Genomic DNA, 21,240 nt, shown 5'->3' on the forward strand with positions numbered 1-21,240 from the left:
GTCAGTTTAGAGGTAGCAATGGAAATTGGCGTTCCCAAGGAAACAAAAGATCAGGAATTTCGCGTCGGTTTAAGTCCCAGTAGCGTGCGAGTGCTACATGAAGCAGGTCATGAAATTTTTGTCGAGACGCAAGCGGGTGCGGGTGCGGGTTTTGAGGATGAAAAATACATTCAAGCTGGGGCAAAAATTGTTGAAACAGCGAAAGAAGCCTGGGATCGGAAACTGGTAGTGAAAGTTAAAGAACCGCTTTTAGCAGAATATCAATTTTTGCAAAAAGAACAACTACTGTTTACTTATTTACATTTAGCAGCCGATCGCACTTTAACCGAATCATTAATTAATAGTGGTGTGAGTGCGATCGCTTACGAAACCGTAGAATTACCCAATGGTAAACTTCCCCTGCTCACACCGATGAGCATCATCGCCGGACGTTTAGCAGTACAATTCGGAGCCAGATACTTAGAACGCCAACAAGGAGGACGAGGCGTTCTTTTAGGTGGCGTTCCCGGCGTTAGACCTGGAAAAGTGATGATTTTAGGCGGTGGCGTAGTCGGTACAGAAGCCACACGCATCGCCGTGGGAATGGGAGCCAGAGTGCAAATTTTTGACGTAAATGTAGAACGTTTAGCTTATTTAGAAACTTTGTTTGGCTCTAGAGTCGAATATATTTACAGTAGCCCTAGTATGATCGAGAAAAACGTCATCGATGCTGAATTGCTAATTGGTGCAGTTTTAGTCACCGGAAAACGTGCCCCCATTCTAGTTTCCCGTGACTTCGTAAAACAAATGCGTCACGGCTCTGTGATTGTCGATGTCGCAGTAGATCAAGGCGGTTGCGTCGAAACCTTACATCCCACTTCCCACACCCAACCAACCTACTTAGAAGAAGGCGTAGTCCATTACGGCGTACCCAATATGCCTGGAGCCGTTCCTTGGACTGCTACCCAAGCCCTCAACAATAGTACTTTACCTTACGTTCTTAAACTAGCTAATCACGGCTTAAAAGCTTTGGAAATCGATCCTTTTTTGGCTAAAGGTTTGAACGTACACGATCGTCAATTGGTACATCCAGCAGTTAAAGAAGTGTTTCCTAATTTAACCTAGTACTTATTTAACAGGGTGCGTTATTGCTAACGTAACGCACCATCTACGACAATACTCTAGTTAGAATCGAGTCGCTTGTAACAATAACGTAAGTAACTCAATAAAAATTAATTGTTCTATTATTTTTTAAGCTTAACTAAAAATTTAGTTACTGAGGCTAATAAAAAGTAAAATTTAAATTAGAAAAGGTGAGCGGGGAGAATTCCGAGTGGCAACAATACTAATTATCGATGATGCAGCACTCAGCCGTCAATTACTGCGGAGAATTTTACAGCCTGAAGGTTACACAATTTGGGAGGCTAAAAATGGATTGGAAGGATTGGAATTACTTGTTAAACAACAACAGCGACCTGATTGCATTTTAGTAGATATTTTAATGCCAGAAATGGGAGGAGTGGAATTTCTCAAAGCGATACGTCAGCAAGAAATTAAAATTCCCACAATTGTGATTACTGCGGATATTCAAGAGACGACGCGAGTGGAATGCTTGGAACTAGGAGCAATGACAGTTATTCACAAGTTAGTTAAACCGGACGAACTACGCCATTGGATTAAAAAAGCATTAAAAAATTTACCCCAAGAAGAAAGTTATGAAACTAACACTTAGTCATATAGACGCTTTACAAGAATTAGTTAATATTGGTGTAGGTCGAGCAGCTGGCGTATTAAATGATATGCTGGCTTCCCCTATTCAGCTACATATTCCAGAGGTGAGACTCTTAACTCCTGAAGAGTTAAAACGAGAATTGAAAACTCAATTTAATGACGGTTTATTGGCTACGGTACAGTTAAGTTTTACTGGCTCTTTTAGTGGTACGGCTGAACTCGTTTTCCCCACAGAAAGTGCGGCTAATTTAGTATCAGTTTTGACGGGAGAGGAACCGGGAACCCCTGATTTAGATGTGGTGAAAATTGGCGCTTTGCTGGAGGTAGGAAATATTGTTTTAAATGGCATTATGGGTTCTTTAAGTAATGCCTTAATTGAGCATTTAGATTATTCTTTACCTGCTTATAGTGAAAGTAAGGTCAGTAACTTTCCGATTTTTGCGGGCATTGATGAGAATACCAGAATTCTTTTAGCTCATACCTGTTTTATAATTGAACAATTACATATTTCTGGAGACATTATTTTAATGTTCACAATTGGCTCGTTAGATGCTCTCCTCAAGGCGATCGATCTAGCTTTTGGTGAAGCATTATGAACGATCTAGAATCGGCTCAAAAAGAATTTGGCATTCTCGATCGCGTTCTCGAAGGGGTTTTCGTGATCCGAGAAGATTTTAGCGTTATGTTTTGGAACCGCTGTTTAGAAAATTGGACGGGAATTTCTCGTGGCGAGATTTTGGGAAAAAATATTGCCACTTATTTTCCCCATTTACATCAACCAAAATACATTTTTCGCCTGCAACAGATTTTTTCTGGTGGCCCGCCGACGATCTTTTCTTCGCAATTACATAAATCAATTATTCCTTGTGAGTTACCAAATGGAAGATGGCGAATTCAGCATACAACAGTAACACCTGTACCAGCAATAAATTCCCAAGTGGAAGAGAGTAAAAGTATTGGCGATCGCTTGCTAAATAAAGATCCATTTTATGCGTTATTTCTTATCGAAGATGTCACTGATTTAACACAACGTATCCAAGATTATCGCACCATGCGCGATCAAGCTTTGGAAGAAATTAATGAGCGTAAAAAGGTAGAAGCAGAATTAAGAAAAAGTCAGCACTTTATTCAAAAAGTAGCTGATACGGCTCCGTACCTTCTATATATATATGATTTAATCGATAAACAAAGTAAATATTTTAATGAACAAGTCAGTATATTACTGGGATATAGTTGTGCAGAAATTCAAGCGATGGATGCAAATACCTTTGCTAAGTTGATTCATCCAGAAGATTTAGCTCAACTTCCGGCACATTTTGCCAAATTCGATCGTGCCCAAGACGGGGATATAATTGAAATTGAGTACCGGGTACTTCATAGCTCAGGAGAATGGCTCTGGTTTCATTGTCGAGAAGTAATTTTTACCCGAACAGAAGAAGGTTTACCGCAAAGAATTTTAGGAACAGCGCAGGATATTAGCGAACGGAAAAAAGCCGAAACAGCTTTACAATTGCAAATAGAAAAAGAGAGGTTAATGGCGGGAATTACTCAACAGATTCGCCGTTCCTTAAACTTAAATGAAGTTCTCCATACTGCGGTAACAGAAGTGCGGCATTTTTTGCAAGCCGATCGCGCGATCGTTTGTCGCTTTCAGCATCATGGTGATTGGGAAAATGAAAACTTGCAATCAGGAATCATTACCGTAGAATCAAGATCGGAAGATTGCCAAACAATCTTAGGATTAAGAATCCCACGCTCTTCTTTAACTCAGAATTACTACTGTTCATATAAAGAAAGTGGCATCAGTAAAATAGACGAAGTATGTAATGATAATTGCCATTGTTCCCATCAAGGATTACTCAGGAAATGGCAAGTAAAATCTAGCTTAGAAGTGCCGATTCGCCAAGGTAAGAAATTATGGGGAATTCTGATGGTGCATCATTGCCAATCAACTAGAAAATGGCAATCATTAGAAGTAGATTTAATCAAAGAATTAGCTAATCAATTAACGATCGCCATTCAACAAGCCGAACTTTACCAAAGACTACAAACAGCGAATCAAGAATTAGCCCGATTAGCCTCATCAGATAGCTTAACTCAATTGGCAAATCGGCGGCGTTTCGATGAATATTTAACGAAAGAATGGCGCAGATTAGAAAGAGAAAAAGCACCTTTATCTTTGATTATATGTGATGTAGATTTTTTCAAAACATTTAATGATACTTATGGGCATCAAGCCGGAGATTTTTGTTTACAAGAAGTAGCGATCGCCATTAGTAAAGCCGTGAAAAGACCAGCGGATTTAGTCGCCCGTTACGGAGGCGAAGAATTTGCCATCATCTTACCTCGTACTCCCATTGATGGCGCATATCATGTAGCAGAAACTATGAGAAAAAACGTCATGGGATTGAAGATATCTCACTCAGGTTCCGATGTTAGCCAATATGTTACCATCAGCATCGGAATTACTTGCGTAGTTCCCCATTATCGCTTTTGGCCTGCAAAACTAATTGAAGCAGCAGACAAAGCCCTTTATCAAGCAAAAAAAGCCGGGAGAAATTGTGCGATCGGAATGTGTTTAGAATCAACTATTGTTTAACAAGGCAGAAGGCAGAAGAGAGAAGGGAAGGAAGGTTCAACTTTCCCCTATTTCCTCATCTTCCCTGCCTTTCTTTGCTAAAAATATGCGATAACATCACAAATGTAGTACAAAACACATCAGAAGTCAGTTATGGAAACAGATTCATTACCAACAGAGGTGATTCTGACGTATCCGCGTCGTTCTCTGGGTAAAATCAACCTCGACTGGACACCTCAACCCGGAAACTATCTTAATTTAGAGGGTCAAACTTACGCTGTTTTAGAACGCAGTCACCGCTACCAATACAAGCTAGGTGGCTATGAACTCCATAAAATCGCCCTTTATGTCCAATCAGCGCCAAATACTGCCGATCGCAGTTTATATCAAGGACGCTGGGTAGTAGGAGACGCTAGTTGTCGATTTAACGCACACTCGGAAATTATGCGCTGTGCGGTTAATCCAGAGGGACCATGCGATCGCTGTCGTCATTATGAATCATCCGCTGCTGGATAAGCTTCCATCACTGACCATTTTCTAACATTTCTCCGACTGTTAAACGAGTTCCGTTAACGAAATCCCATCCCGACTGGGGACGTTTGCCAGCCATTTGAATTTCTCGCAGTAGCAAAAGTCCCTGTCCGGTTTGAATGATGGGACCCATTCCCTTGGCAAGGCTTACCACTTCCCCAGGTTTACCAGTGTGCGAAGATAAATTATTCCCCTCTTTTTCTAACTCGCTGAAGGATGAAGGTAAATCTGCCCAATATTCCGTACCAAGGGGGGCAGTAGCAGTAATTTTTAGCGGTTTTCCTCGTAAAGTTGCCACACAATCAGGATAAAATCCGCGAATTTGGTTGTGTAATGCGATCGCCTCCCGCGACCAATCTATCAAATAATCAGGCTTTTTAATCAGGGAAGCATAAGTAGCTATTGAGTCATCTTGGGGAGTTGCTTCAATTTCTTGACGCTGCAATTTTAATAGAGTTTCGATTAACAAATCTGCGCCTAATTGCGATAAAACTTTAGCCAAATCTAGGGAATTATCTAATAGGGCGATCGGTGTTTCCGCTTTTAACAACATTGCACCAGTATCCATCCCTGCATCCATCAGCATGGTAGTAATACCCGTTTCTTTTTCCCCGTGATACAAACACCATTGAATCGGCGCTGCACCTCGATATTTCGGCAAAATTGAACCATGAACATTTACACAGCCAATTTTCGGCATATCTAAAATTTCTTGCGAAAGTATTTGCCCATAAGCGACTACCACAAACACATCTGCTGCTGTTGCTTGCAGCAAATTCAGAGTTTCTGGATCTTTTTTAATTCTGGTTGGTTGCCAAACTGGTAATTGATTAGTTAAAGCTAACTCTTTCACCGGAGAAGGTATTAATTGATTACCTCTACCACGACGTTTATCCGGTTGAGTAACTACAGCCAAAACTTCAATTTCTGGATGATTTAACAGTTTTTCCAAAGTGGGAACTGCAAATTGTGGTGTGCCAAAAAATACGATTTTCATTAACAAACAAGTAAGAGTAAAGGGTAAGGTTTCCAGGGAAAGAGAAAGGAAAAAATCGCAAGTTTATTTGGGGTTTACTTTAATTTCTATCCGGCGGTTAAATTGGAGGTTGGTTTGATTTTCATCATTAACTAATGGACTAATTTCTCCGTAACCTACAGGTATCCAGGTATATGATTTCCCCAAGGTAGTAGAGAGATATTGCGCGATCGCATCTGCTTGACGAAAGGATAAAGCACGATTGTTACTTGGTTCACCCACACTATCAGTATGTACCCCAATTACCACGCTTGCGCCTGGGTAATTTTGTAACTCATCAACCAATTTATCCAAAACTGGTTTTCCCTCAGTTAATAGAAAACTTTGGTTATCTTCAAACAAAACATCTGAAGGAATTTTTCCGCTGAGAGTATCAGGATTAATCAAGGGTTGAGTAGATAAAGCCAATTGACTAGCTGTTGGGAGTTTAGCCAAGTTTACCCGCAATTGTTGGCGAATTGCTTTAATTCTGGCTTCTAGTTTAGCGCGATCGCTTGCCGTCTTTAACTGCCTTTCCAAACGTTGTAACTCTGTTTCCAGTTGCTTCCTTTGCGCCTGTGTTAATTGCGCCTTAGCCTCCGGTTGAACAGCAACGTTAGCATTATCACTACTCTCATCTGTACTCATACCTGGAAGTAATTCCGGTACTCTAGCTACCAAAGGTTTTTGCGGTGTTGTTGCCGGATAAATAGTAGCTAATGCCACACCTAAAAGGGCAGCAAAACCACCTCCTACCAGCAACAATAAAAACCTAAACAGAAAAACTAAGAAAAATCGCCCCATGTTGATTATTTGAATAGGAAGAAACAGAAATAAGTCGATCGGGAGCCAAAAAAACTTACTCTTGTTTGGCTGTTTCTGTCAAGCACCTAGAAGACGGATTTTGATTGAATTAGATAAACTCTTCCCCAAAATATTCCCAACAACTACAAATAAATTTACAACTAACACTAGCAATTTGTTCAGATATGTATAAAATAAGCTCAACCGTTCCTTTGGCTGTTCCTCCTTACACTAGAAGCACTCTCAAGAGAAGGATCAATGTTGAAACATCCTCTGCATATCATTCGGTATCTAATTAAACCTCGCCAGTTAGCGATCGCAACTGTGCTACTGATAAGTTCCGCTTTAGTAGCGGGAAATTTGTCTGCCTCTGCGAAAAGGGTAGTACGGACAAAGCCTGTAACACAACAGCTACGTAACCAAAAAACGGTTCCGGCAATTCGTACTACTCCCACAGCAATAGAACCTACTCAGCAAGTCGATCCCTTGGAAAGTCCCTATCCTGTACCTTGGACTTGGGTAATGTCAACTCACGAACAAGTTAGTTCGACAAAAGGTTCAGGAGTTCGCTTCTACCGCACTCCTTCTGTGATTTCGCCAGATGGTAAATATGCTGCTTATAGTAGGGTGCAATTACAAGTTAAGCCAGAACTTTATCACAGTCATGTAAGTAGTGTAATGTTTGTGGAGAATTTGCAAACTAAGCAGTTGCGAGTGGTGACGGCTAGTTCTCCTTTAGCAAATAATCCCAATAGAGCCAAAGAACCTGGGGATCAGCCGGGGATTGTAACTATTTTAATCCCGGTTTCTTGGTCGGCAAATGGCGATCGACTTTTAGCGCGTCAATTTGAAGGTAGTCTCAGCGCCTCAGACGCTTCTGACTATGCAGTAGTTTGGGATCGGAGCAATGGTCGCAGTAATACAATTATTCCTAGTAATGCTGCCGAATACGGTCAAGCTATTTTGTTAGGTTGGAGTAAAGTTAACCCCAAAGAAGTGATTTTCCAAGCTGGGGAATTAGGCGAGGAAAAACGTCAATTATGGGCGGTTAATTTGCAGGGGAAAACGATCGCCGCTAAAGAAAACGATCAGCCGATCGTTTTTGGCAGAACCATTAAACAAGCTTGGGCAGGCCCTCAAACTGGTTGGTAATTACTAAACTATTACAGAAACCCGGTTTCTTGAAGAAACCGGGTTTCTCAATTTAGGTTTGCCAACAGTTGATTAGCTAACTCAATAGCTGCGATCGGATTTTCGGCAATTAAAATTTGCTGTTTGGCTAAACTGTGAAAAAAAGCTTTACTTGGCTGATTATTATTCAATAAAATTACTTTTTTATTTACTTTTAAAGCTAAAGCAATTTCGGCAGCGGTTCCTGTACCCATACCACAAGCAATAATTATATCGCTGGAAAGCACATTAATATTATTTCGGGCATTTCCCAAATCGGTAACAATAGCAATATCTACAGCATCCGAAGCGGTGGTAGTATCAGATGAGGGAAGAATACCGACGGTTAAACCATTGGCGGATTTTGCACCTTTACTGGCAGCATCCATCACACCTTCATTTCTTCCACCTGTTAGTAATACCCATCCAGCTTGGGCAATTAATTTTCCTAGCTGATAAGCATTTTCTACATCAAGGTCTGTGGCGTTAGCGCCTGGACCCATGACACCAACGATAATTTTTTTCATCACCAACTCTAACTTTTTATATGACAAAAATCTCTGTAGATATTGTGGAACAAATGCGGGAGGACTTGCTGGAAGATTCGCGGTTAACTATTAACTTTCTGATTCTGACAGTGGGTTCTTGTTTAATTGCTACCTTTGGTTTAGTTAGTAATAGTGCAGCTGTAATTATTGGGGCGATGATTGTTGCACCATTAATGTTACCGTTGCGGGGATTAGCTTTTGGGGCTTTGGAAGGAGATCCAGAGTTATTCCGAGATGCGTTGAAAGCGATCGCTATTGCTACTCCTCTCGCTATCCTAGCTTCCTGGTCGATTGGACGTTTAATTGGTTTACCTGAATTTGGATCGGAAGTTCTGTCTCGGACTCAACCAACTTTACTTGATTTGGGAATTGCTGTCGTCGCTGGTGGAATTAGTGGTTTTGCTAAGGTTAGACCAAAAATTAGTGATGCTTTGGCGGGAACTGCGATCGCCGTTGCCTTAATGCCTCCCATTTGCGTGGTTGGCTTAAGTTTATCCCAAGGACTGTGGAATTACAGTTGGGGCGCTTTCTTACTTTACATTACCAATTTGTTAGGTATTATCCTCGCCTGTATGTTGGTGTTTGTCAGTGCTGGTTACGCTAAATACAGCCACGCTTTGAGTTGGACTTTAGGTTTAGCTAGCATTTTAGTGATCCCTTTAGGAATCAGTTTTTTTCAACTCCTCAGACAAGCTCAAATTCACCACACGATTAAGACAATTCTCCTTAACCGTACTATTACGGTGGGTCAGATGGTGGAACTCAGGCACACCGAAGTTAACTGGTCAACCAATCCACCTACAGTTTACTTAAGAGTCCGATCGAGCAATCAGATTACTCCTAAGCAAGTTCGCCTGGTAGAGGAGTTTATTGCTAAAGAAGTCGGTAGACCTTTTACTTTATTGTTTCAAGTGGAACAAATTCAGGAAGTTACAGCAGAAGATTACACAGAATCACCCAAACAATAATTTTTTTATCTAGTGACTATTACTGTGCTTTTTTATGTATACCCTTAAGTAGAGGTTAGTATATTTATATAAATTGTAAACAGCCTCTGGAGCGATCGCTTTTGCCGAAAAACCCTGTTAATTCAGGTATTTGGCTGAAAAGAAGTGAAAAACACAATACTATACAGTTATGAAGTTTCTGTGAAATTACCTAAAAAAGCTTGATGTTTACTGGTAAACTTACTTAAGTTAGTAAATGAGCAACGATATAAAAGCGGATTGTTTACGTAGTTACCGCAGTTCGCTCCGATCGGTTCGAGTTACAAATCGTCTGATTGGCTCTTCACGATCGGAACTGTTAGCGATCTGACTCTGACAACATCTACTGATTCAATCAAACAGCTAAAGGGGTATAGATACAATGTCCATCACTCATATCATAAAAAATTTATCAGAAAATAATTGGAATAATCAAAAAAATGATTATAGCCAACTACAAAGCAAAAACCCTAGAATAAATTTAGTTACAAACCCTGCCGAACTCAGAGCGAATGATATAGTAGATTGGGGAAATTGCGGTAAAGAATTTGATTTTCTTCCTACTCCTTTATCGGTTAAATCTACCAATGGATTGTCACTAAAATTAAGCTCTTTAGGAACTTTTCTGCGCCTGACTGAAGGTAGCGGCATTAAAGGAAACTTTACATCAGGAGATGAATTACTGTTTTTAGAATTTGCTGACAGTGCTATTACAATTGATTTTGCTACTCCTATATTTGGTATCGGGACTCAAATTCAAAGAGCATTTTTTGGTGCTTTTACAGGAATAATCGAAGCCTTCGATCGCAGTGGTAAAAGCTTAGGCAAATTCTCTGTTTCTGGTAAGAGCAATAGCTCAACACCATTTATTGGCGTAGTGAGCGAGACTGCTAATATTAGCAGAATTACCTTATATGTACCGGAAAATGGTGGTTATGGTTTTACAATTAACGGGTTGAGTATAGTCACTCAATTAGAGCAACCAACTCTCCCCAGCAATTTGTTTCTATTCAATAAAAACAGATCTGTGAGTACAACCTTCAATATTTTTCAGTACAACAATTAAAGTTGATTCGGCTACTTAAAAGATCGATCCACAAATCATTCCCCCAAGTAATCCAAATCCAATCCAGACATTTTGGCGGAAGATTTGTCCATAAACAGGGTTTGGTAAATCGGCTTTGCGTAATTGGGAATAATGCCAAACCCAGCTAAGGATGGCAAGGGCGAAAGTTAGCCAAAAGCCGAAATGTAGCTGCATATCTATACCTAACCAAGCTAACAAAACCGCTGTTCCGAACCAAAAAATTCCTACTGCTTCCGGTGCAAATTGACCAAAAAATATGGCACTAGAATTAATTCCAATTCGTCGATCGTCTTCTTTGTCACTCATGGCATAAACGGTATCAAATCCCAGCGTCCAAAATAATGTTGCACCCCAAAGCAACCAAGTATCGAATTCTAAATTTCCTACAGCTGCACTCCAACTAATTAATACGGCGAAACCCCAAGCAATTGATAATACTAATTGGGGGATAGGAAAGACTCGTTTAGCTGAGGGGTAAAAAATAATTACCGGAATTGCGGCGACGCATAACAAAAAGCTTAAAGGATTGAGATAAAGTGCTAATACACCCGCACAACATAAAGCGATAAAAGCGATCGCAATTCCAGTACGAATTGATAAAGCACGAGAAGCTAAAGGACGTTCTTTGGTTCTTTCCACTTGTGGATCGATATCTCGATCCCACAAATCATTCACCACACAACCAGCAGCACTTGTAGCTAAACTCCCCAACACAATTACTCCGACAAGTGGCGCTGGTGGAGTACCCCTAGCGGCTAAAAACACTGCCCAAAGTGCGGGTATCATTAAAATTAAACGTCCTGCTGGTTTATCCCATCTCAGCAGTCGAATGATGGTAGCACCGGGAAAGGTTTGCTGTGTGTCTTGAGTGAGCATAGTTGAGTACGATATCAATCTTCATCCTTGACTAAAAATATCGTTACATTATTTGGTTTTGTTTGCCAAAAAAATTCCTTTTTGCCCAGATTTGGCAGAAAATACCGTCCTTACAGACTGCTGAATGATAATAAGTCTCTATTAGTTTAACGGGAAAGAAGGGGAAAAACTGATATTATTCCTGAAAGGAGGGGGTAAAAGCTGTTATCGTCAACACAATTCTTATGGAAAATGCTCTTGTGGAAAATGCGGTAAATATTCCTAGTGCTGCGGGGTCGAAGAATCGTATTATTGCTGCTGTTGATATTGGGACAAATTCGATTCACATGGTAGTTGTGCAAATTATGCCGGAACTACCAGCTTTTATAATTATTGAACGGGAAAAAGATACAGTTAGGTTAGGCGATCGCGATCCCGATACCCACAACTTAAAACCGGAAGCAATGGAAAGGGCAATTTCGACTTTACATCGTTGTCGAGAAGTTGCCAAAACTTTGAATGCAGAACAAATTATTGCGGTGGCGACTAGTGCAGTACGGGAAGCACCAAATGGGCGAGATTTTCTCAAAAGAATTGAAGCGGAAACTGGGGTAGTTGTTGATTTAATTTCGGGACAAGAGGAAGCGAGAAGGATTTATTTAGGCGTTTTATCGGGGATGGAATTTAATAACCAGCCCCACATTATTATTGATATTGGGGGCGGTTCTACTGAGTTAATTTTAGGAGATAGTCACGAACCGCGATCGCTCAGTAGCACCAAAGTTGGCGCAGTTCGACTTAGTGCGGAATTTATCACTACCGATCCGATTAGTAACTCGGAATTTTATTACCTGCAAGCTTACATTCGGGTAATGTTAGAAAGAGCAGTTGATGAGTTAAAAGCTAACTTAAAACCTGGGGAATTTCCCCGTTTAGTCGGAACTGCGGGAACAATTGAAACTTTAGCCATGATTAACGCCAGGGAAAAATTGGGGATGATTCCTAACCCTTTAAATGGCTATCAATTTAGTTTAAAAGATTTACGAGAAATGGTAAATCGTTTCCGTAAAATGGATAACTCGGAACGTGCTACGATACCGGGAATGTCCGATCGGCGATCGGAAATTATTTTAGCAGGTGCTTTAATTTTACAAGAAGCAATGACTTTATTAGGAACAGAAACTATTACCATTTGTGAGCGAAGCTTGCGAGAAGGTGTCATAGTTGATTGGATGCTAACTCATGGCTTAATTGAAGATCGGTTGCGTTATCAAGGTTCAGTTAGAGAACGTAGCGTTTTCAAAACTGCTCAAAAATATCGAGTTGATTTAGCCCATAGTCAAAGAGTCGCAGAATTTGCGGTTAGTATCTTCGATCAAACCCAAGGTAAATTACATAATTGGAGAGATTTAGAAAGAGAATTACTTTGGGCTGGAGCGATTTTACACAATAGCGGACATTATGTTAGTCATTCCGCACACCATAAACATTCTTACTATTTAATTCGCTATAGCGAATTACTTGGTTACACGGAAAGTGAAATTGAACTAATTGCTAATTTAGCTCGATATCACCGAAAAAGTACCCCTAAGAAAAAACATGAAAACTATCGGAATTTGCCGACCAAAGAATATCGCCAAATGGTCTGTCATTTGAGTGCTTTCCTGCGAATAGCTGTAGCATTAGATCGCCGACAAATTGGTGCTATTAATCGCTTGGAGTGTGAGTATCTTTCTGAAGTAGGAGAATTTCACTTAAAACTTTTTCCTAGTTTCCCTGATGATGATTGCGCCTTAGAACTTTGGAGTTTGAATTATAAGAAAGATGCTTTTGAGGCTGAGTATAACTTGAAATTGGTTGCTCAGTTGGAGCCTAATGCTGTTAATGTTAGTTTAAGATAGGTAGGTACAACTAACTTACCAGAATTTAGGTTGCGCGATTCGCGAAGCGATCCCTTCGGGAATCCTTCCTCGATCTGCGAAAATGAAAATTCATGAAAACAAACAGCCTGTTTTATCACTTATTTCAAAATTTCCCCAGTATCTTCTTTGAACTTATTGGACACCCGCCAACAGAAACTAATGGTTATGAGTTTCAGTCGGTAGAAATTAAAGATACAAATCAACGTCTTGATGGTGTATTTATTCCGGCTAAACGCACCCGTCAACCAATTTATTTTGTTGAGGTGCAAGCTCAATTTGATGAAGATTTTTACTATCGATTTTTTACCGAAATTTTCCTTTATTTAGGTAACAATAAGTCTAACAGAGATTGGTTTGCTGTGGCGATTTATCCCCGTCGCATTATTGAACCAGTTATTCCTAGACCTTATCAATGGTTAGTAGAAAGCGACCATATTAAGCGTTTTTACTTAGATGAATTAGGACTAATTGCTAATCAATCACTGGGTTTAGGAATGTTAAAGTTGTTAGTAGAAGATGAACCTAAAGCCCAACAACGAGCCGAGTATTTAATTCATCAAATTCAGCAACTAACCCCTACCAACGAACAACCAAAGTTAGCGGAGTTATTGACCACAATTTTAGCCTATAAATTCCCAGAATCGGGGATTAAGGAGTTAACAAAAATGTTTGAATTAAACGATTTAAAACAAAGCAAACTTTATCAAGAAGCGAAGACAGAGGGTAAATTAGAAACCGTACCTCTGTTATTAGAATTAGGATTGACTGTAGAGAGAATTGCTCAAGAATTACAATTGGATCTGGAAGCTGTGAAAGAAGCAGCGAAAGAATTAGCTAGTCAAGCAACGAGTTTGGAATAGCTATTTTGGGGACTGGGGAATTAGTGTTAGCTAAGTTTTGATGGTTATACAAAAATTCCGCGTCAAATTCCAGATCTGTTGATTTCACCAAAAATCACCTAATCTTTAGTTTTTTCGGGTAAAACTGAGCAGTGATTAATTTCCCCGTAGTGTTTGATACCTGTAGGAAGCATAAGTATCAAAAATTGCTCCGACTACAGCAAAGGTTAACCCGATCGCTAAAATACCTTCGATCGGGGAACCATCACCAAACGTTTCCAAAAAATTCGCCAATCCTTCAATCCCTGACTGACAAAGAAATTCTAAACCGGGAACAAAGCCCACCAAACATAGACCAACTAAGATTACACCAATCAGAACTACTGGAGCAACGAAGCTGAAAGCAGTGGTTAGCAGCAAACGAAAGAACTTCGGTAGAATACTCATGCTCTCAAATATATAGTGCGACTGAACTTGGTCACGGCAAGTTGATCGATCAACTTCACCACTAATACAATAAGCGCAATCCCCAGATTCGGAGCCAAAGTTTAAAAATCTTAAATCTTCCTTAAGAAAACGTAGAGTAAGTCCTAAGTTTGTAATAGAGACAAGGAGCAGGATCGGCTTTAATGAAACAGATGCAATACAAACTTTCCCGCAGTGAGTCAAACAAGTTCTAATTCTGATTTAGAGAAATGGGGGCGGCGCTTAGTAGCGGCGGTTTTCCTGGGTGGACAAGTGATAGTCCATTTACTCAAGGGCAAAATTCATCGGCGCAACACCTTAGAGCAAATGGCAACGGTTGGGCCAGAATCATTGTTAATTGCCTTAATCACAGCTGCTTTTGTGGGGATGGTGTTTACAGTGCAGGTGGCGCGAGAGTTTATTAGCTTAGGTGCAGGTAGCACTGTCGGGGGAGTTTTAGCCTTAGCATTAGCCCGCGAACTCGCGCCGATTTTGACTGCGGTAGTATTAGCGGGAAGGATCGGTTCAGCTTTTGCGGCGGAAATTGGCACAATGAGAGTCACAGAACAAATTGATGCTCTGTATATGTTGAAAACAGATCCGATCGATTATTTGGTGATTCCGCGTGCGATCGCCTGTTGCCTAATGCTGCCAATTTTAACCCTGATGAGTTTACTAACTGGCTTATTTGGTGGATTAATCATCTCTAGTAGTATGTACGGGATCTCCCAGACAGTATTTTTAGAGTCTGTGCGTAGCTTCCTCTCAGTTTGGGATATTTGTAGCGGCGAGATTAAAGCTTTTTGCTTTGGCGCTTTAATTGCGATTATCGGTTGTAGTTGGGGTTTAACTACTTCCGGGGGAGCCAAAGGTGTGGGACAATCAACTACAACTGCTGTAGTAACTGCCTTGCTAGCGATCTTTATTAGTAACTTCTTTTTGAGTTGGTTAATGTTCCAGGGAACAGGCAGTGCAGTGTTACAAGGATTGTGAGATGGGGGTACTGGGGACTAGGTACTGGGGACTGGGGACTGGGAAAGTTAAATTAGTAGGGTGCGTTAGTGCTATCGTAACGCACCATTCGTCCTATAAGTTTTACAGTCCTACCAAGGTTTGTGAGATACTAAACCTTTAAAATAGTATTGTTTGGTGTTCTTAAAGTTAGGAAGGAAAGACGGTGACTACGGCTACTCCGATCGAATCACAACAAACTGTTGAATTAGCTCCCAGCTACACCATACCTTTAGTTTTAGTTTTGGGGGCAATACCATTATTATTGGTGTTACCTTGGCTAAGTTTAATAATTGCCGCTTTTGGTTTGTTTCTGTTGTTCCAAACTGTCACCATTCGGCTAAAATTTACCCCAACAGCTTTGGAAGTTTATCGCAGTGAAAAATTGATTCGTAACTTTCCTTACTCCGAATGGCAAAATTGGCGGATATTTTGGCTTCCTGTGCCAATTTTGTTCTACTTTAAAGAAGTTAAAAGCATTCATTTTGTGCCGATTATTTTCGACCCCAAAATGCTACAAACCTGTTTAGAACAGCGTTGTCCCCGAAACTAGTTGTTATCTGTTATTAGTTTAAATGAATTCAGACTCAACCCCTCTACAAAAATCAGACTCAGAACCTAATGTCGATCCTTGGGCAGATTCCGAGCCGGAAACTGTCACTTTGGGGCAAACTCAAGCACTATCAGAACCCTCAATTTCTGATGTTAATCCTGTGCCAATATTGAACAATTCATCAGCGGAAAATGAAGTAACTAAGTGGGAAGAAAGAGTAGCTCAATTGCAGGAGCAAGAACGAGCACTTAAACAACAAATTGCTACTTTACAAGGTGACTATACTCGACAAATAGCAGATATGCAAACTGCGATGAGTCGGGTAGTGCAAGAAAGTTTGCGAGATTTAGAACAACGGCGACAAACTTTACAATTAGCAGTCGAACAATTAGAACGTCGCCAAGAACGCATTCGCCAGGAAATGAAAACGACTTTTGCGGGTGTTTCTCAAGATTTGGCTATTCGCGTTCAAGGTTTTAAAGATTATTTAGTTGGGAGTTTACAAGATTTAGCAACAGCGGCGGAACAATTAGATTTAATTCCCCAAGTTGAAGAGTCGGAAATGGTGGAAGTAAAAGAGGCGAAACCTGCAAAAAATACTTCTGGAACTCCTCAATTTGCGGAACAAGGTTTTGAGGAACAAGCTAAGATAATTCGCCAATTATTAGATCAATATCGCACTCGCCCAGATTATTATGGCCCGCCTTGGCAATTGCGGCGCACTTTTGAACCAGTTCATGCGGAAAGAGCTTCGCAATGGTTTTTTACGCAAGGTGGAAAGGGGGCGTTGCGATCGCTAGGAACTCGCTTACAAAATATCTTGGTAGCTTCCTCAATTATCTCGGTTTTAACTGAGTTGTATGACGATCGCCTTCGCACTTTAATTTTGGCAAATAGTCCCGAACGTTTGGGCGAATGGCGACGCGGTTTACAAGACTGTTTAGGCATCTCTCGCGGTGATTTTGGCCCCGACCAAGGTTTGGCTTTATTTGAAGCGCCTGAAGCCTTGGCAGCCAAAGCAGAAAGGATAGTTAAAGAAGGGGATTTGCCGTTTATTATTATTGATGAAACAGAAGATCAAATCAGTCTTTCTGTGTTGCAATTTCCCCTGTGGTTAGCTTTTGCTCCCGATCCGCAATCTCCTAGTTATTCTTACGATCGGTATTAGTTAGGGATTGGGTACTAGGGATTAGGGATTGGGGATTGGGTAAGGGAATCAAGTTACCTTTACCCAATAATTATGAAAATTTTTCATTACAAAAAAGGTGATTGTGATGGGGATAACTGTTAGTATTGGGCTGTTGTTAGTGGCTTATTTGTTTGGTTCTTTTCCTACTGGTTTTTTAGCTGCTAAATTGTTGAAAGGTATTGATATTCGTGATGAAGGTTCTGGTTCGATCGGGGCAACAAATGTACTGCGAACTTTGGGAAAAGGGCCAGCAATTTTGGTTTTGTTAGTTGATGCTTTGAAGGGTGCTTTGGCGATCGCTCTCGCCAATTGGATTTATCCTTTTACTAACAATGAAAGTTTACCTTTACCTTGGTTAGTTACTTTAGCCGGATTATTTGCTGTTATTGGTCACAGTTTACCCGTTTGGTTGAATTTCAAAGGGGGAAAATCTGTGGCGACAAGTTTGGGCATTCTGTTAGCAATGTCTTGGCAAGTTGGGTTAGCAACTTTGGGTGTCTTTGCGGTTGTTGTGGCAATTACCCGAATTGTTTCGATTAGTTCGATCGCGGGTGCAATCGCAGTTTCCCTGTTCATGATTTTGTTTAAACAACCCCTACCCTATTTAATATTTGCTATTGCCGCAGGTGTGTATGTAATTTGGCGACATCGCAGCAATATTCAACGAATAATTGCCGGAACAGAACCGAAAATTGGGCAAAAATTAGTAACAGAAACCGAGCCAAGTTTAGAAGGTAGTTAAACATCAAAAATCAAAAACGAAAAACAGGTTATTTTTCTCGTTCCTTCACCTGTGTCCCCCTGCGCCCTTGCTAACTTCCTAATTCTTTAGATCGGCGATAAGCGGCTTTGACTGCTTCAATAATTGCCGATCGAAAACCTGCTTTTTCCAACTCCGCAATTCCCGCAATTGTCGTACCACCAGGACTAGTTACTCTATCTTTTAAATCAGCTGGGTGCATTCCTGATTCTTTTAAAAGTTGGGCTGTACCAAAGACAGTTTGTAATGCTAATTGAAATGCGATCGCTCTTGGTAAACCCGCAGCTACCCCACCATCACTGAGAGCTTCAATTAAGATTGCCACATAACCGGGCCCAGAACCCGAAAGTCCCGTTACCGCATCTAGCATAGTTTCGGGAACTTCCACCACTTCGCCCACCGCTTGAAAGATGCGTTTTGCTTGTTCCAGGTGTTCTGGTTTTACTAGTTTACCGGATGCGATCGCACTCATCCCCGCCCCTACCGTTGCTGGAGTATTGGGCATAGCCCGAATTACCGGATGTTGAGGAAACGCCTTTTCCAACTTACTTAAAGGTACTCCCGCTAAAATCGAAATTACTAAAGAAGATGCAGAAACATCGGATAATTCGATCGCCACCTCTGCAAACACCTGGGGTTTAATTGCCAAGAATAAAACCTCAGCCGCAGTTGCCACTTCCCGGTTTTCTCCTGTTACCCCAACGCCGTATTTTTCGGCTAAAAAACTGCGCCGAGAAGGTAAAGGATCGCTAACCAAAACCTGCGATCCTTGATAGATGCCCAGATTAATTAAGCGGGATAAGAGAGCTTCTCCCATTACCCCGCCGCCAATTACACCAAATTTAATCGTCATTTATTATTTGTCAACTATGATTTGCAATTAAGTAGTAAGTAGTGAGTTCAAGTTTTAATTTTTCCCTTAAGAAACTCAAAAAGGTAACTTTCTCACTACTAACTACCTACGATCTACTTAAAGAGACTGGATGAAACGTTGTTCAGTAGTGTTTGTCCAAGTTGGTGTAGGAGTACCTGTCCGCGGAGAACGTGCTTGTGGGTTTTGAGATGGTACTTCATGAATTACACCAGATTGGGTGCTAACTTGGACGCAGCTAGGAGTAAACAAGAAGATGCTTTCGCCAATTCTTTCTTGATGACCATCGATCGCGTAAGTACCGCCAGCAATAAAGTCTACCGCCCTTTGTGCTTGGTCGGGGTCCATCATGGTCAAGTTTAATACTACTGACTTCCGTTCCCGCAAAGCTTGAATTGCTTGAGGCATTTCTTCAAAAGTGCGAGGTTCCATCACTAATACTTCGGAAAAACCGTTAGTAACTCCAGGCATTCCAATCACGTTATTCATTGTTGAGCTAATATTTGTAGTTGTGTTTGTGGTTGTGGTTGTGGTTTCTGGTACTACACTCATGCGATCGCGTAACCGACGACGTTGACGACGGTCTTCCTCCGTAGTTGGTTGAGCATTCTGTTCTTGGTAGGTATTTTGGTAATTACCTCTTTCGTCTACCTCATCGTACTCTTCATACTCGTAAGTTGCTGGTTCATTCAGACCTACGAAATCCTTAAGTTTGCCAAAGATATTCACGGTTTTTTTACTCCATTGAAACTAGAGTTCAGTGACGTATGCCAGACTTCAACTGTTACACAATTTCAGGCTGACTGCTCTTCGAGAAGATTTGTCTTCGAGAGCAAGAGTTTTATAGTGAAGCTACGCCCAACTCCACTGGTGGGAGTATACCTGCGCTAGTCAAGGCTACCCGACAATTTAGCTGAGGTTCGCTTCGACGATTTAAACTAAGGTACTGAACCGAAAAAGCACCCTATTTTATTTATCACGTCTTGACGCTGCAAATATATTAGCGAATGCTTGGTTTAATTCTACAGGTGGAAGGGAAGAATCAATGCTGAATTTGCCAAAATAAAATTTTCCTTTCATTTACAGCAATTTGGTGTTTGTTCCCCGGATTTTTGTCCCTTTCCCCGGCAGCAAAACTTCAAGACCTTTCGCCAAATAGTGTGCGTCCTAAGCGTACCATTGTTGCACCTGCTTGGACTGCTAAATGATAATCGTCTGACATTCCCATTGACAAGTGTTCCATTGTAATATTTGACCAATTTTGCTGCTGAATTTTTGCCGCTAGGGAGCGTGTATTTTGAAACAGCGTCAAAATTTCTTCCGATCCTAAATCTAAGGGGGCGATCGTCATTAACCCTTTAATTTGTAAGTTTTGGCACTCATTAAGTGCTGGCAAATCGGTGGAAAGTTCCTCCACTGTCCAACCATACTTATTGGGGTCGGGTAGCAATTTTACTTGGAGCAAAACTTGAGGATTTGTTGACAAAGAGGTTGCCAAACGATTTAATGCTTGAGCTAACTTCAAACTGTCTAAAGAGTGAATCCAGGGAAAATGTTCCAAGGCTTTTTTTGCCTTGTTAGTTTGTAAATGCCCAATTAAGTGCCAAGTGATATCCGGTAAATCTTGCAGTTGAGATTGTTTGGCTGCGGCTTCTTGCACGCGACTTTCACCAAAGTCACGAATGCCAGCTGTGTATGCTTCCCGAATTGCTTCTGCTGATACCTGTTTGCTAACAGCAATTAAGCGAACGGTTTCTGGTAGTTGTTGGCGAATGGTAGCAATGCGATCGGTAATATTATTAGACAAGTGAGAGGATGTCATTGAAAAGTGCGCTGGTGAATCAAAATCAGCTTATCGTATTCTTCAGTTTGACCTGCACGCCTTAACATTCTAAGGCGATTTTCTACCAATAACCGCGAGTCAGAACGGCTAATTGGTTCGCAAGAAAGTCCTGATGGAGAAGTAGTTACTAAAAAAAATAGGCGTTGGGCATAGAGTGTGGTATACAACTCTTTATTTTCCTCCAATACACAAACTCGGTAAAGTAGGCCAAATGTCGGATGATTTAGGTAAGTCTCGGTACTCATCAATTCTTCAAAGTGAGATGATTAATAATGGCTTCAGCTAAAAAAATTCACATAGCAGGATAATCCGGGTGAGTTCAGCTATTGGAGAAATTAACAATCCCTTTGTTGACAAGGAGTATAAACTTTTTACTGACATCTGTCACCAAACTATCTGGATCTTTACCCTGACTATCCAAAGTAGTAATTTCTATTACCTATTAATTACTCTATAGCAATTATGGTCTGATGATGACAGTAATTGATTGCTGTTTTTCCAGA

Annotated in this window: 23 protein-coding genes; 14 read left to right on the plus strand and 9 right to left on the minus strand. The window is 40.8% G+C overall.

Annotation, left to right across the window (positions count from 1 at the left end; translation table 11 throughout):
- Positions 1 to 18 precede the first annotated feature (18 nt).
- The 5 genes from ald (at position 19) to ACE1B6_RS05640 (ending at position 4,804) form a co-directional block, all read left to right on the plus strand.
- Positions 19 to 1,104 carry an alanine dehydrogenase gene (gene ald / locus ACE1B6_RS05620; protein WP_413256263.1) on the plus strand — a complete coding sequence of 362 codons (1,086 nt, stop codon included), beginning with the start codon at positions 19 to 21 and terminating at the stop codon, positions 1,102 to 1,104.
- Positions 1,105 to 1,312: 208 nt separating this feature from the next.
- Positions 1,313 to 1,711 (plus strand): response regulator, encoded by a 399-nt coding sequence (locus tag ACE1B6_RS05625; RefSeq protein WP_413256264.1) that lies wholly within the window; start codon positions 1,313 to 1,315, stop codon positions 1,709 to 1,711.
- Complete coding sequence (locus tag ACE1B6_RS05630) at positions 1,695 to 2,306, plus strand: chemotaxis protein CheC (RefSeq protein WP_413256265.1); 612 nt, start codon at positions 1,695 to 1,697, stop codon at positions 2,304 to 2,306. Before ACE1B6_RS05625 ends, ACE1B6_RS05630 begins: the two co-directional genes overlap by 17 nt.
- A complete protein-coding gene (locus ACE1B6_RS05635) occupies positions 2,303 to 4,309 on the plus strand; it encodes a sensor domain-containing diguanylate cyclase (protein ID WP_413256266.1) in 2,007 nt (668 codons plus the stop codon). Before ACE1B6_RS05630 ends, ACE1B6_RS05635 begins: the two co-directional genes overlap by 4 nt.
- Before the next feature lie 132 nt (positions 4,310 to 4,441).
- Entirely contained in the window at positions 4,442 to 4,804 is a 363-nt protein-coding gene (locus tag ACE1B6_RS05640; RefSeq protein WP_413256267.1) for a DUF6464 family protein, read from the plus strand.
- Positions 4,805 to 4,811: 7 nt separating this feature from the next.
- Here the strand turns inward: ACE1B6_RS05640 and fmt are convergent, their stop codons facing one another.
- Both fmt and ACE1B6_RS05650 read right to left on the minus strand, forming a co-directional pair.
- Entirely contained in the window at positions 4,812 to 5,816 is a 1,005-nt protein-coding gene (gene fmt / locus ACE1B6_RS05645) for a methionyl-tRNA formyltransferase (RefSeq protein ID WP_413256268.1), read from the minus strand.
- A 63-nt stretch (positions 5,817 to 5,879) separates the two neighbouring features.
- Complete coding sequence (locus ACE1B6_RS05650) at positions 5,880 to 6,638, minus strand: OmpA family protein (protein WP_413256269.1); 759 nt, start codon at positions 6,636 to 6,638, stop codon at positions 5,880 to 5,882.
- 258 nt (positions 6,639 to 6,896) lie between these two features.
- Here ACE1B6_RS05650 and ACE1B6_RS05655 point away from each other — a divergent pair, with 258 nt between their 5' ends.
- Positions 6,897 to 7,790, plus strand: coding sequence for a hypothetical protein (locus ACE1B6_RS05655; protein WP_413256270.1), 894 nt, complete (start codon positions 6,897 to 6,899; stop codon positions 7,788 to 7,790).
- A gap of 47 nt (positions 7,791 to 7,837) precedes the next feature.
- Here ACE1B6_RS05655 and ACE1B6_RS05660 read toward each other — a convergent pair whose 3' ends face one another.
- Positions 7,838 to 8,335: a TIGR00725 family protein gene (locus tag ACE1B6_RS05660; RefSeq protein WP_413256271.1), complete on the minus strand. Its 498-nt coding sequence runs from the start codon at positions 8,333 to 8,335 to the stop codon at positions 7,838 to 7,840.
- Between the two features lie 20 nt (positions 8,336 to 8,355).
- On the opposite strand from ACE1B6_RS05660, the gene ACE1B6_RS05665 reads away from it, so the two are divergent.
- Positions 8,356 to 9,324, plus strand: coding sequence for a DUF389 domain-containing protein (locus ACE1B6_RS05665; protein ID WP_413256272.1), 969 nt, complete (start codon positions 8,356 to 8,358; stop codon positions 9,322 to 9,324).
- A gap of 400 nt (positions 9,325 to 9,724) precedes the next feature.
- Positions 9,725 to 10,408 carry a hypothetical protein gene (locus ACE1B6_RS05670; protein WP_413256273.1) on the plus strand — a complete coding sequence of 228 codons (684 nt, stop codon included), beginning with the start codon at positions 9,725 to 9,727 and terminating at the stop codon, positions 10,406 to 10,408.
- Between the two features lie 15 nt (positions 10,409 to 10,423).
- On the opposite strand, the gene ACE1B6_RS05675 is transcribed toward ACE1B6_RS05670, so the two are convergent.
- Complete coding sequence (locus tag ACE1B6_RS05675) at positions 10,424 to 11,305, minus strand: 4-hydroxybenzoate solanesyltransferase (protein WP_413256274.1); 882 nt, start codon at positions 11,303 to 11,305, stop codon at positions 10,424 to 10,426.
- Between the two features lie 224 nt (positions 11,306 to 11,529).
- Here ACE1B6_RS05675 and ACE1B6_RS05680 point away from each other — a divergent pair, with 224 nt between their 5' ends.
- Both ACE1B6_RS05680 and ACE1B6_RS05685 read left to right on the plus strand, forming a co-directional pair.
- On the plus strand, positions 11,530 to 13,185 hold the full coding sequence (locus tag ACE1B6_RS05680) for a Ppx/GppA phosphatase family protein (protein ID WP_413256275.1): 1,656 nt from the start codon (positions 11,530 to 11,532) through the stop codon (positions 13,183 to 13,185).
- A 92-nt stretch (positions 13,186 to 13,277) separates the two neighbouring features.
- Complete coding sequence (locus ACE1B6_RS05685; RefSeq protein WP_413256276.1) at positions 13,278 to 14,066, plus strand: Rpn family recombination-promoting nuclease/putative transposase; 789 nt, start codon at positions 13,278 to 13,280, stop codon at positions 14,064 to 14,066.
- A gap of 135 nt (positions 14,067 to 14,201) precedes the next feature.
- Here ACE1B6_RS05685 and ACE1B6_RS05690 read toward each other — a convergent pair whose 3' ends face one another.
- Positions 14,202 to 14,492, minus strand: coding sequence for a hypothetical protein (locus ACE1B6_RS05690; RefSeq protein WP_413256277.1), 291 nt, complete (start codon positions 14,490 to 14,492; stop codon positions 14,202 to 14,204).
- A gap of 213 nt (positions 14,493 to 14,705) precedes the next feature.
- Here ACE1B6_RS05690 and ACE1B6_RS05695 point away from each other — a divergent pair, with 213 nt between their 5' ends.
- From ACE1B6_RS05695 to plsY, 4 genes are all read left to right on the plus strand, one after another.
- Positions 14,706 to 15,503, plus strand: a complete 798-nt coding sequence (locus tag ACE1B6_RS05695; RefSeq protein ID WP_413256278.1) for an MlaE family lipid ABC transporter permease subunit — start codon at positions 14,706 to 14,708, stop codon at positions 15,501 to 15,503.
- A gap of 184 nt (positions 15,504 to 15,687) precedes the next feature.
- The gene (locus ACE1B6_RS05700) at positions 15,688 to 16,074 is read left to right on the plus strand and encodes a DUF3119 family protein (RefSeq protein WP_413256279.1); all 387 of its coding nucleotides are present in this window, start codon (positions 15,688 to 15,690) and stop codon (positions 16,072 to 16,074) included.
- 22 nt (positions 16,075 to 16,096) lie between these two features.
- The gene (locus ACE1B6_RS05705; RefSeq protein WP_413256280.1) at positions 16,097 to 17,242 is read left to right on the plus strand and encodes a DUF3086 domain-containing protein; all 1,146 of its coding nucleotides are present in this window, start codon (positions 16,097 to 16,099) and stop codon (positions 17,240 to 17,242) included.
- A gap of 106 nt (positions 17,243 to 17,348) precedes the next feature.
- Positions 17,349 to 18,005 carry a glycerol-3-phosphate 1-O-acyltransferase PlsY gene (gene plsY / locus ACE1B6_RS05710; protein WP_413256281.1) on the plus strand — a complete coding sequence of 219 codons (657 nt, stop codon included), beginning with the start codon at positions 17,349 to 17,351 and terminating at the stop codon, positions 18,003 to 18,005.
- Positions 18,006 to 18,075: 70 nt separating this feature from the next.
- On the opposite strand, the gene proC is transcribed toward plsY, so the two are convergent.
- From proC to pipX, 4 genes are all read right to left on the minus strand, one after another.
- Positions 18,076 to 18,876, minus strand: a complete 801-nt coding sequence (proC, locus tag ACE1B6_RS05715; protein WP_413256282.1) for a pyrroline-5-carboxylate reductase — start codon at positions 18,874 to 18,876, stop codon at positions 18,076 to 18,078.
- Positions 18,877 to 18,993: 117 nt separating this feature from the next.
- Positions 18,994 to 19,623, minus strand: coding sequence for a cell division protein SepF (locus ACE1B6_RS05720; protein WP_413256283.1), 630 nt, complete (start codon positions 19,621 to 19,623; stop codon positions 18,994 to 18,996).
- A gap of 409 nt (positions 19,624 to 20,032) precedes the next feature.
- Positions 20,033 to 20,716, minus strand: coding sequence for a YggS family pyridoxal phosphate-dependent enzyme (locus ACE1B6_RS05725; RefSeq protein WP_413256284.1), 684 nt, complete (start codon positions 20,714 to 20,716; stop codon positions 20,033 to 20,035).
- A complete protein-coding gene (gene pipX, locus ACE1B6_RS05730) occupies positions 20,713 to 20,982 on the minus strand; it encodes a transcriptional coactivator PipX (protein ID WP_413256285.1) in 270 nt (89 codons plus the stop codon). The genes ACE1B6_RS05725 and pipX overlap by 4 nt, the downstream gene beginning before the upstream one ends.
- Positions 20,983 to 21,240 lie beyond the last annotated feature (258 nt).

This window comes from Floridaenema fluviatile BLCC-F154, assembly GCF_041929135.1.
Classification (GTDB): domain Bacteria; phylum Cyanobacteriota; class Cyanobacteriia; order Cyanobacteriales; family Aerosakkonemataceae; genus Floridanema; species Floridanema fluviatile.

Excerpts from the sequence above, each read along its gene's own strand:
- ald (WP_413256263.1), top strand. The coding sequence starts at position 19 with ATGGAAATTGGCGTTCCCAAGGAAACAAAAGATCAGGAATTTCGCGTC.
- ACE1B6_RS05630 (WP_413256265.1), top strand. The coding sequence starts at position 1,695 with ATGAAACTAACACTTAGTCATATAGACGCTTTACAAGAATTAGTTAAT.
- ACE1B6_RS05635 (WP_413256266.1), top strand. The coding sequence starts at position 2,303 with ATGAACGATCTAGAATCGGCTCAAAAAGAATTTGGCATTCTCGATCGC.
- ACE1B6_RS05640 (WP_413256267.1), top strand. The coding sequence starts at position 4,442 with ATGGAAACAGATTCATTACCAACAGAGGTGATTCTGACGTATCCGCGT.
- fmt (WP_413256268.1), bottom strand. The coding sequence starts at position 5,816 with ATGAAAATCGTATTTTTTGGCACACCACAATTTGCAGTTCCCACTTTG.
- ACE1B6_RS05650 (WP_413256269.1), bottom strand. The coding sequence starts at position 6,638 with ATGGGGCGATTTTTCTTAGTTTTTCTGTTTAGGTTTTTATTGTTGCTG.
- ACE1B6_RS05655 (WP_413256270.1), top strand. The coding sequence starts at position 6,897 with ATGTTGAAACATCCTCTGCATATCATTCGGTATCTAATTAAACCTCGC.
- ACE1B6_RS05660 (WP_413256271.1), bottom strand. The coding sequence starts at position 8,335 with ATGAAAAAAATTATCGTTGGTGTCATGGGTCCAGGCGCTAACGCCACA.
- ACE1B6_RS05665 (WP_413256272.1), top strand. The coding sequence starts at position 8,356 with ATGACAAAAATCTCTGTAGATATTGTGGAACAAATGCGGGAGGACTTG.
- ACE1B6_RS05670 (WP_413256273.1), top strand. The coding sequence starts at position 9,725 with ATGTCCATCACTCATATCATAAAAAATTTATCAGAAAATAATTGGAAT.
- ACE1B6_RS05675 (WP_413256274.1), bottom strand. The coding sequence starts at position 11,305 with ATGCTCACTCAAGACACACAGCAAACCTTTCCCGGTGCTACCATCATT.
- ACE1B6_RS05680 (WP_413256275.1), top strand. The coding sequence starts at position 11,530 with ATGGAAAATGCTCTTGTGGAAAATGCGGTAAATATTCCTAGTGCTGCG.
- ACE1B6_RS05685 (WP_413256276.1), top strand. The coding sequence starts at position 13,278 with ATGAAAACAAACAGCCTGTTTTATCACTTATTTCAAAATTTCCCCAGT.
- ACE1B6_RS05690 (WP_413256277.1), bottom strand. The coding sequence starts at position 14,492 with ATGAGTATTCTACCGAAGTTCTTTCGTTTGCTGCTAACCACTGCTTTC.
- ACE1B6_RS05705 (WP_413256280.1), top strand. The coding sequence starts at position 16,097 with ATGAATTCAGACTCAACCCCTCTACAAAAATCAGACTCAGAACCTAAT.
- plsY (WP_413256281.1), top strand. The coding sequence starts at position 17,349 with ATGGGGATAACTGTTAGTATTGGGCTGTTGTTAGTGGCTTATTTGTTT.
- proC (WP_413256282.1), bottom strand. The coding sequence starts at position 18,876 with ATGACGATTAAATTTGGTGTAATTGGCGGCGGGGTAATGGGAGAAGCT.
- ACE1B6_RS05725 (WP_413256284.1), bottom strand. The coding sequence starts at position 20,716 with ATGACATCCTCTCACTTGTCTAATAATATTACCGATCGCATTGCTACC.
- pipX (WP_413256285.1), bottom strand. The coding sequence starts at position 20,982 with ATGAGTACCGAGACTTACCTAAATCATCCGACATTTGGCCTACTTTAC.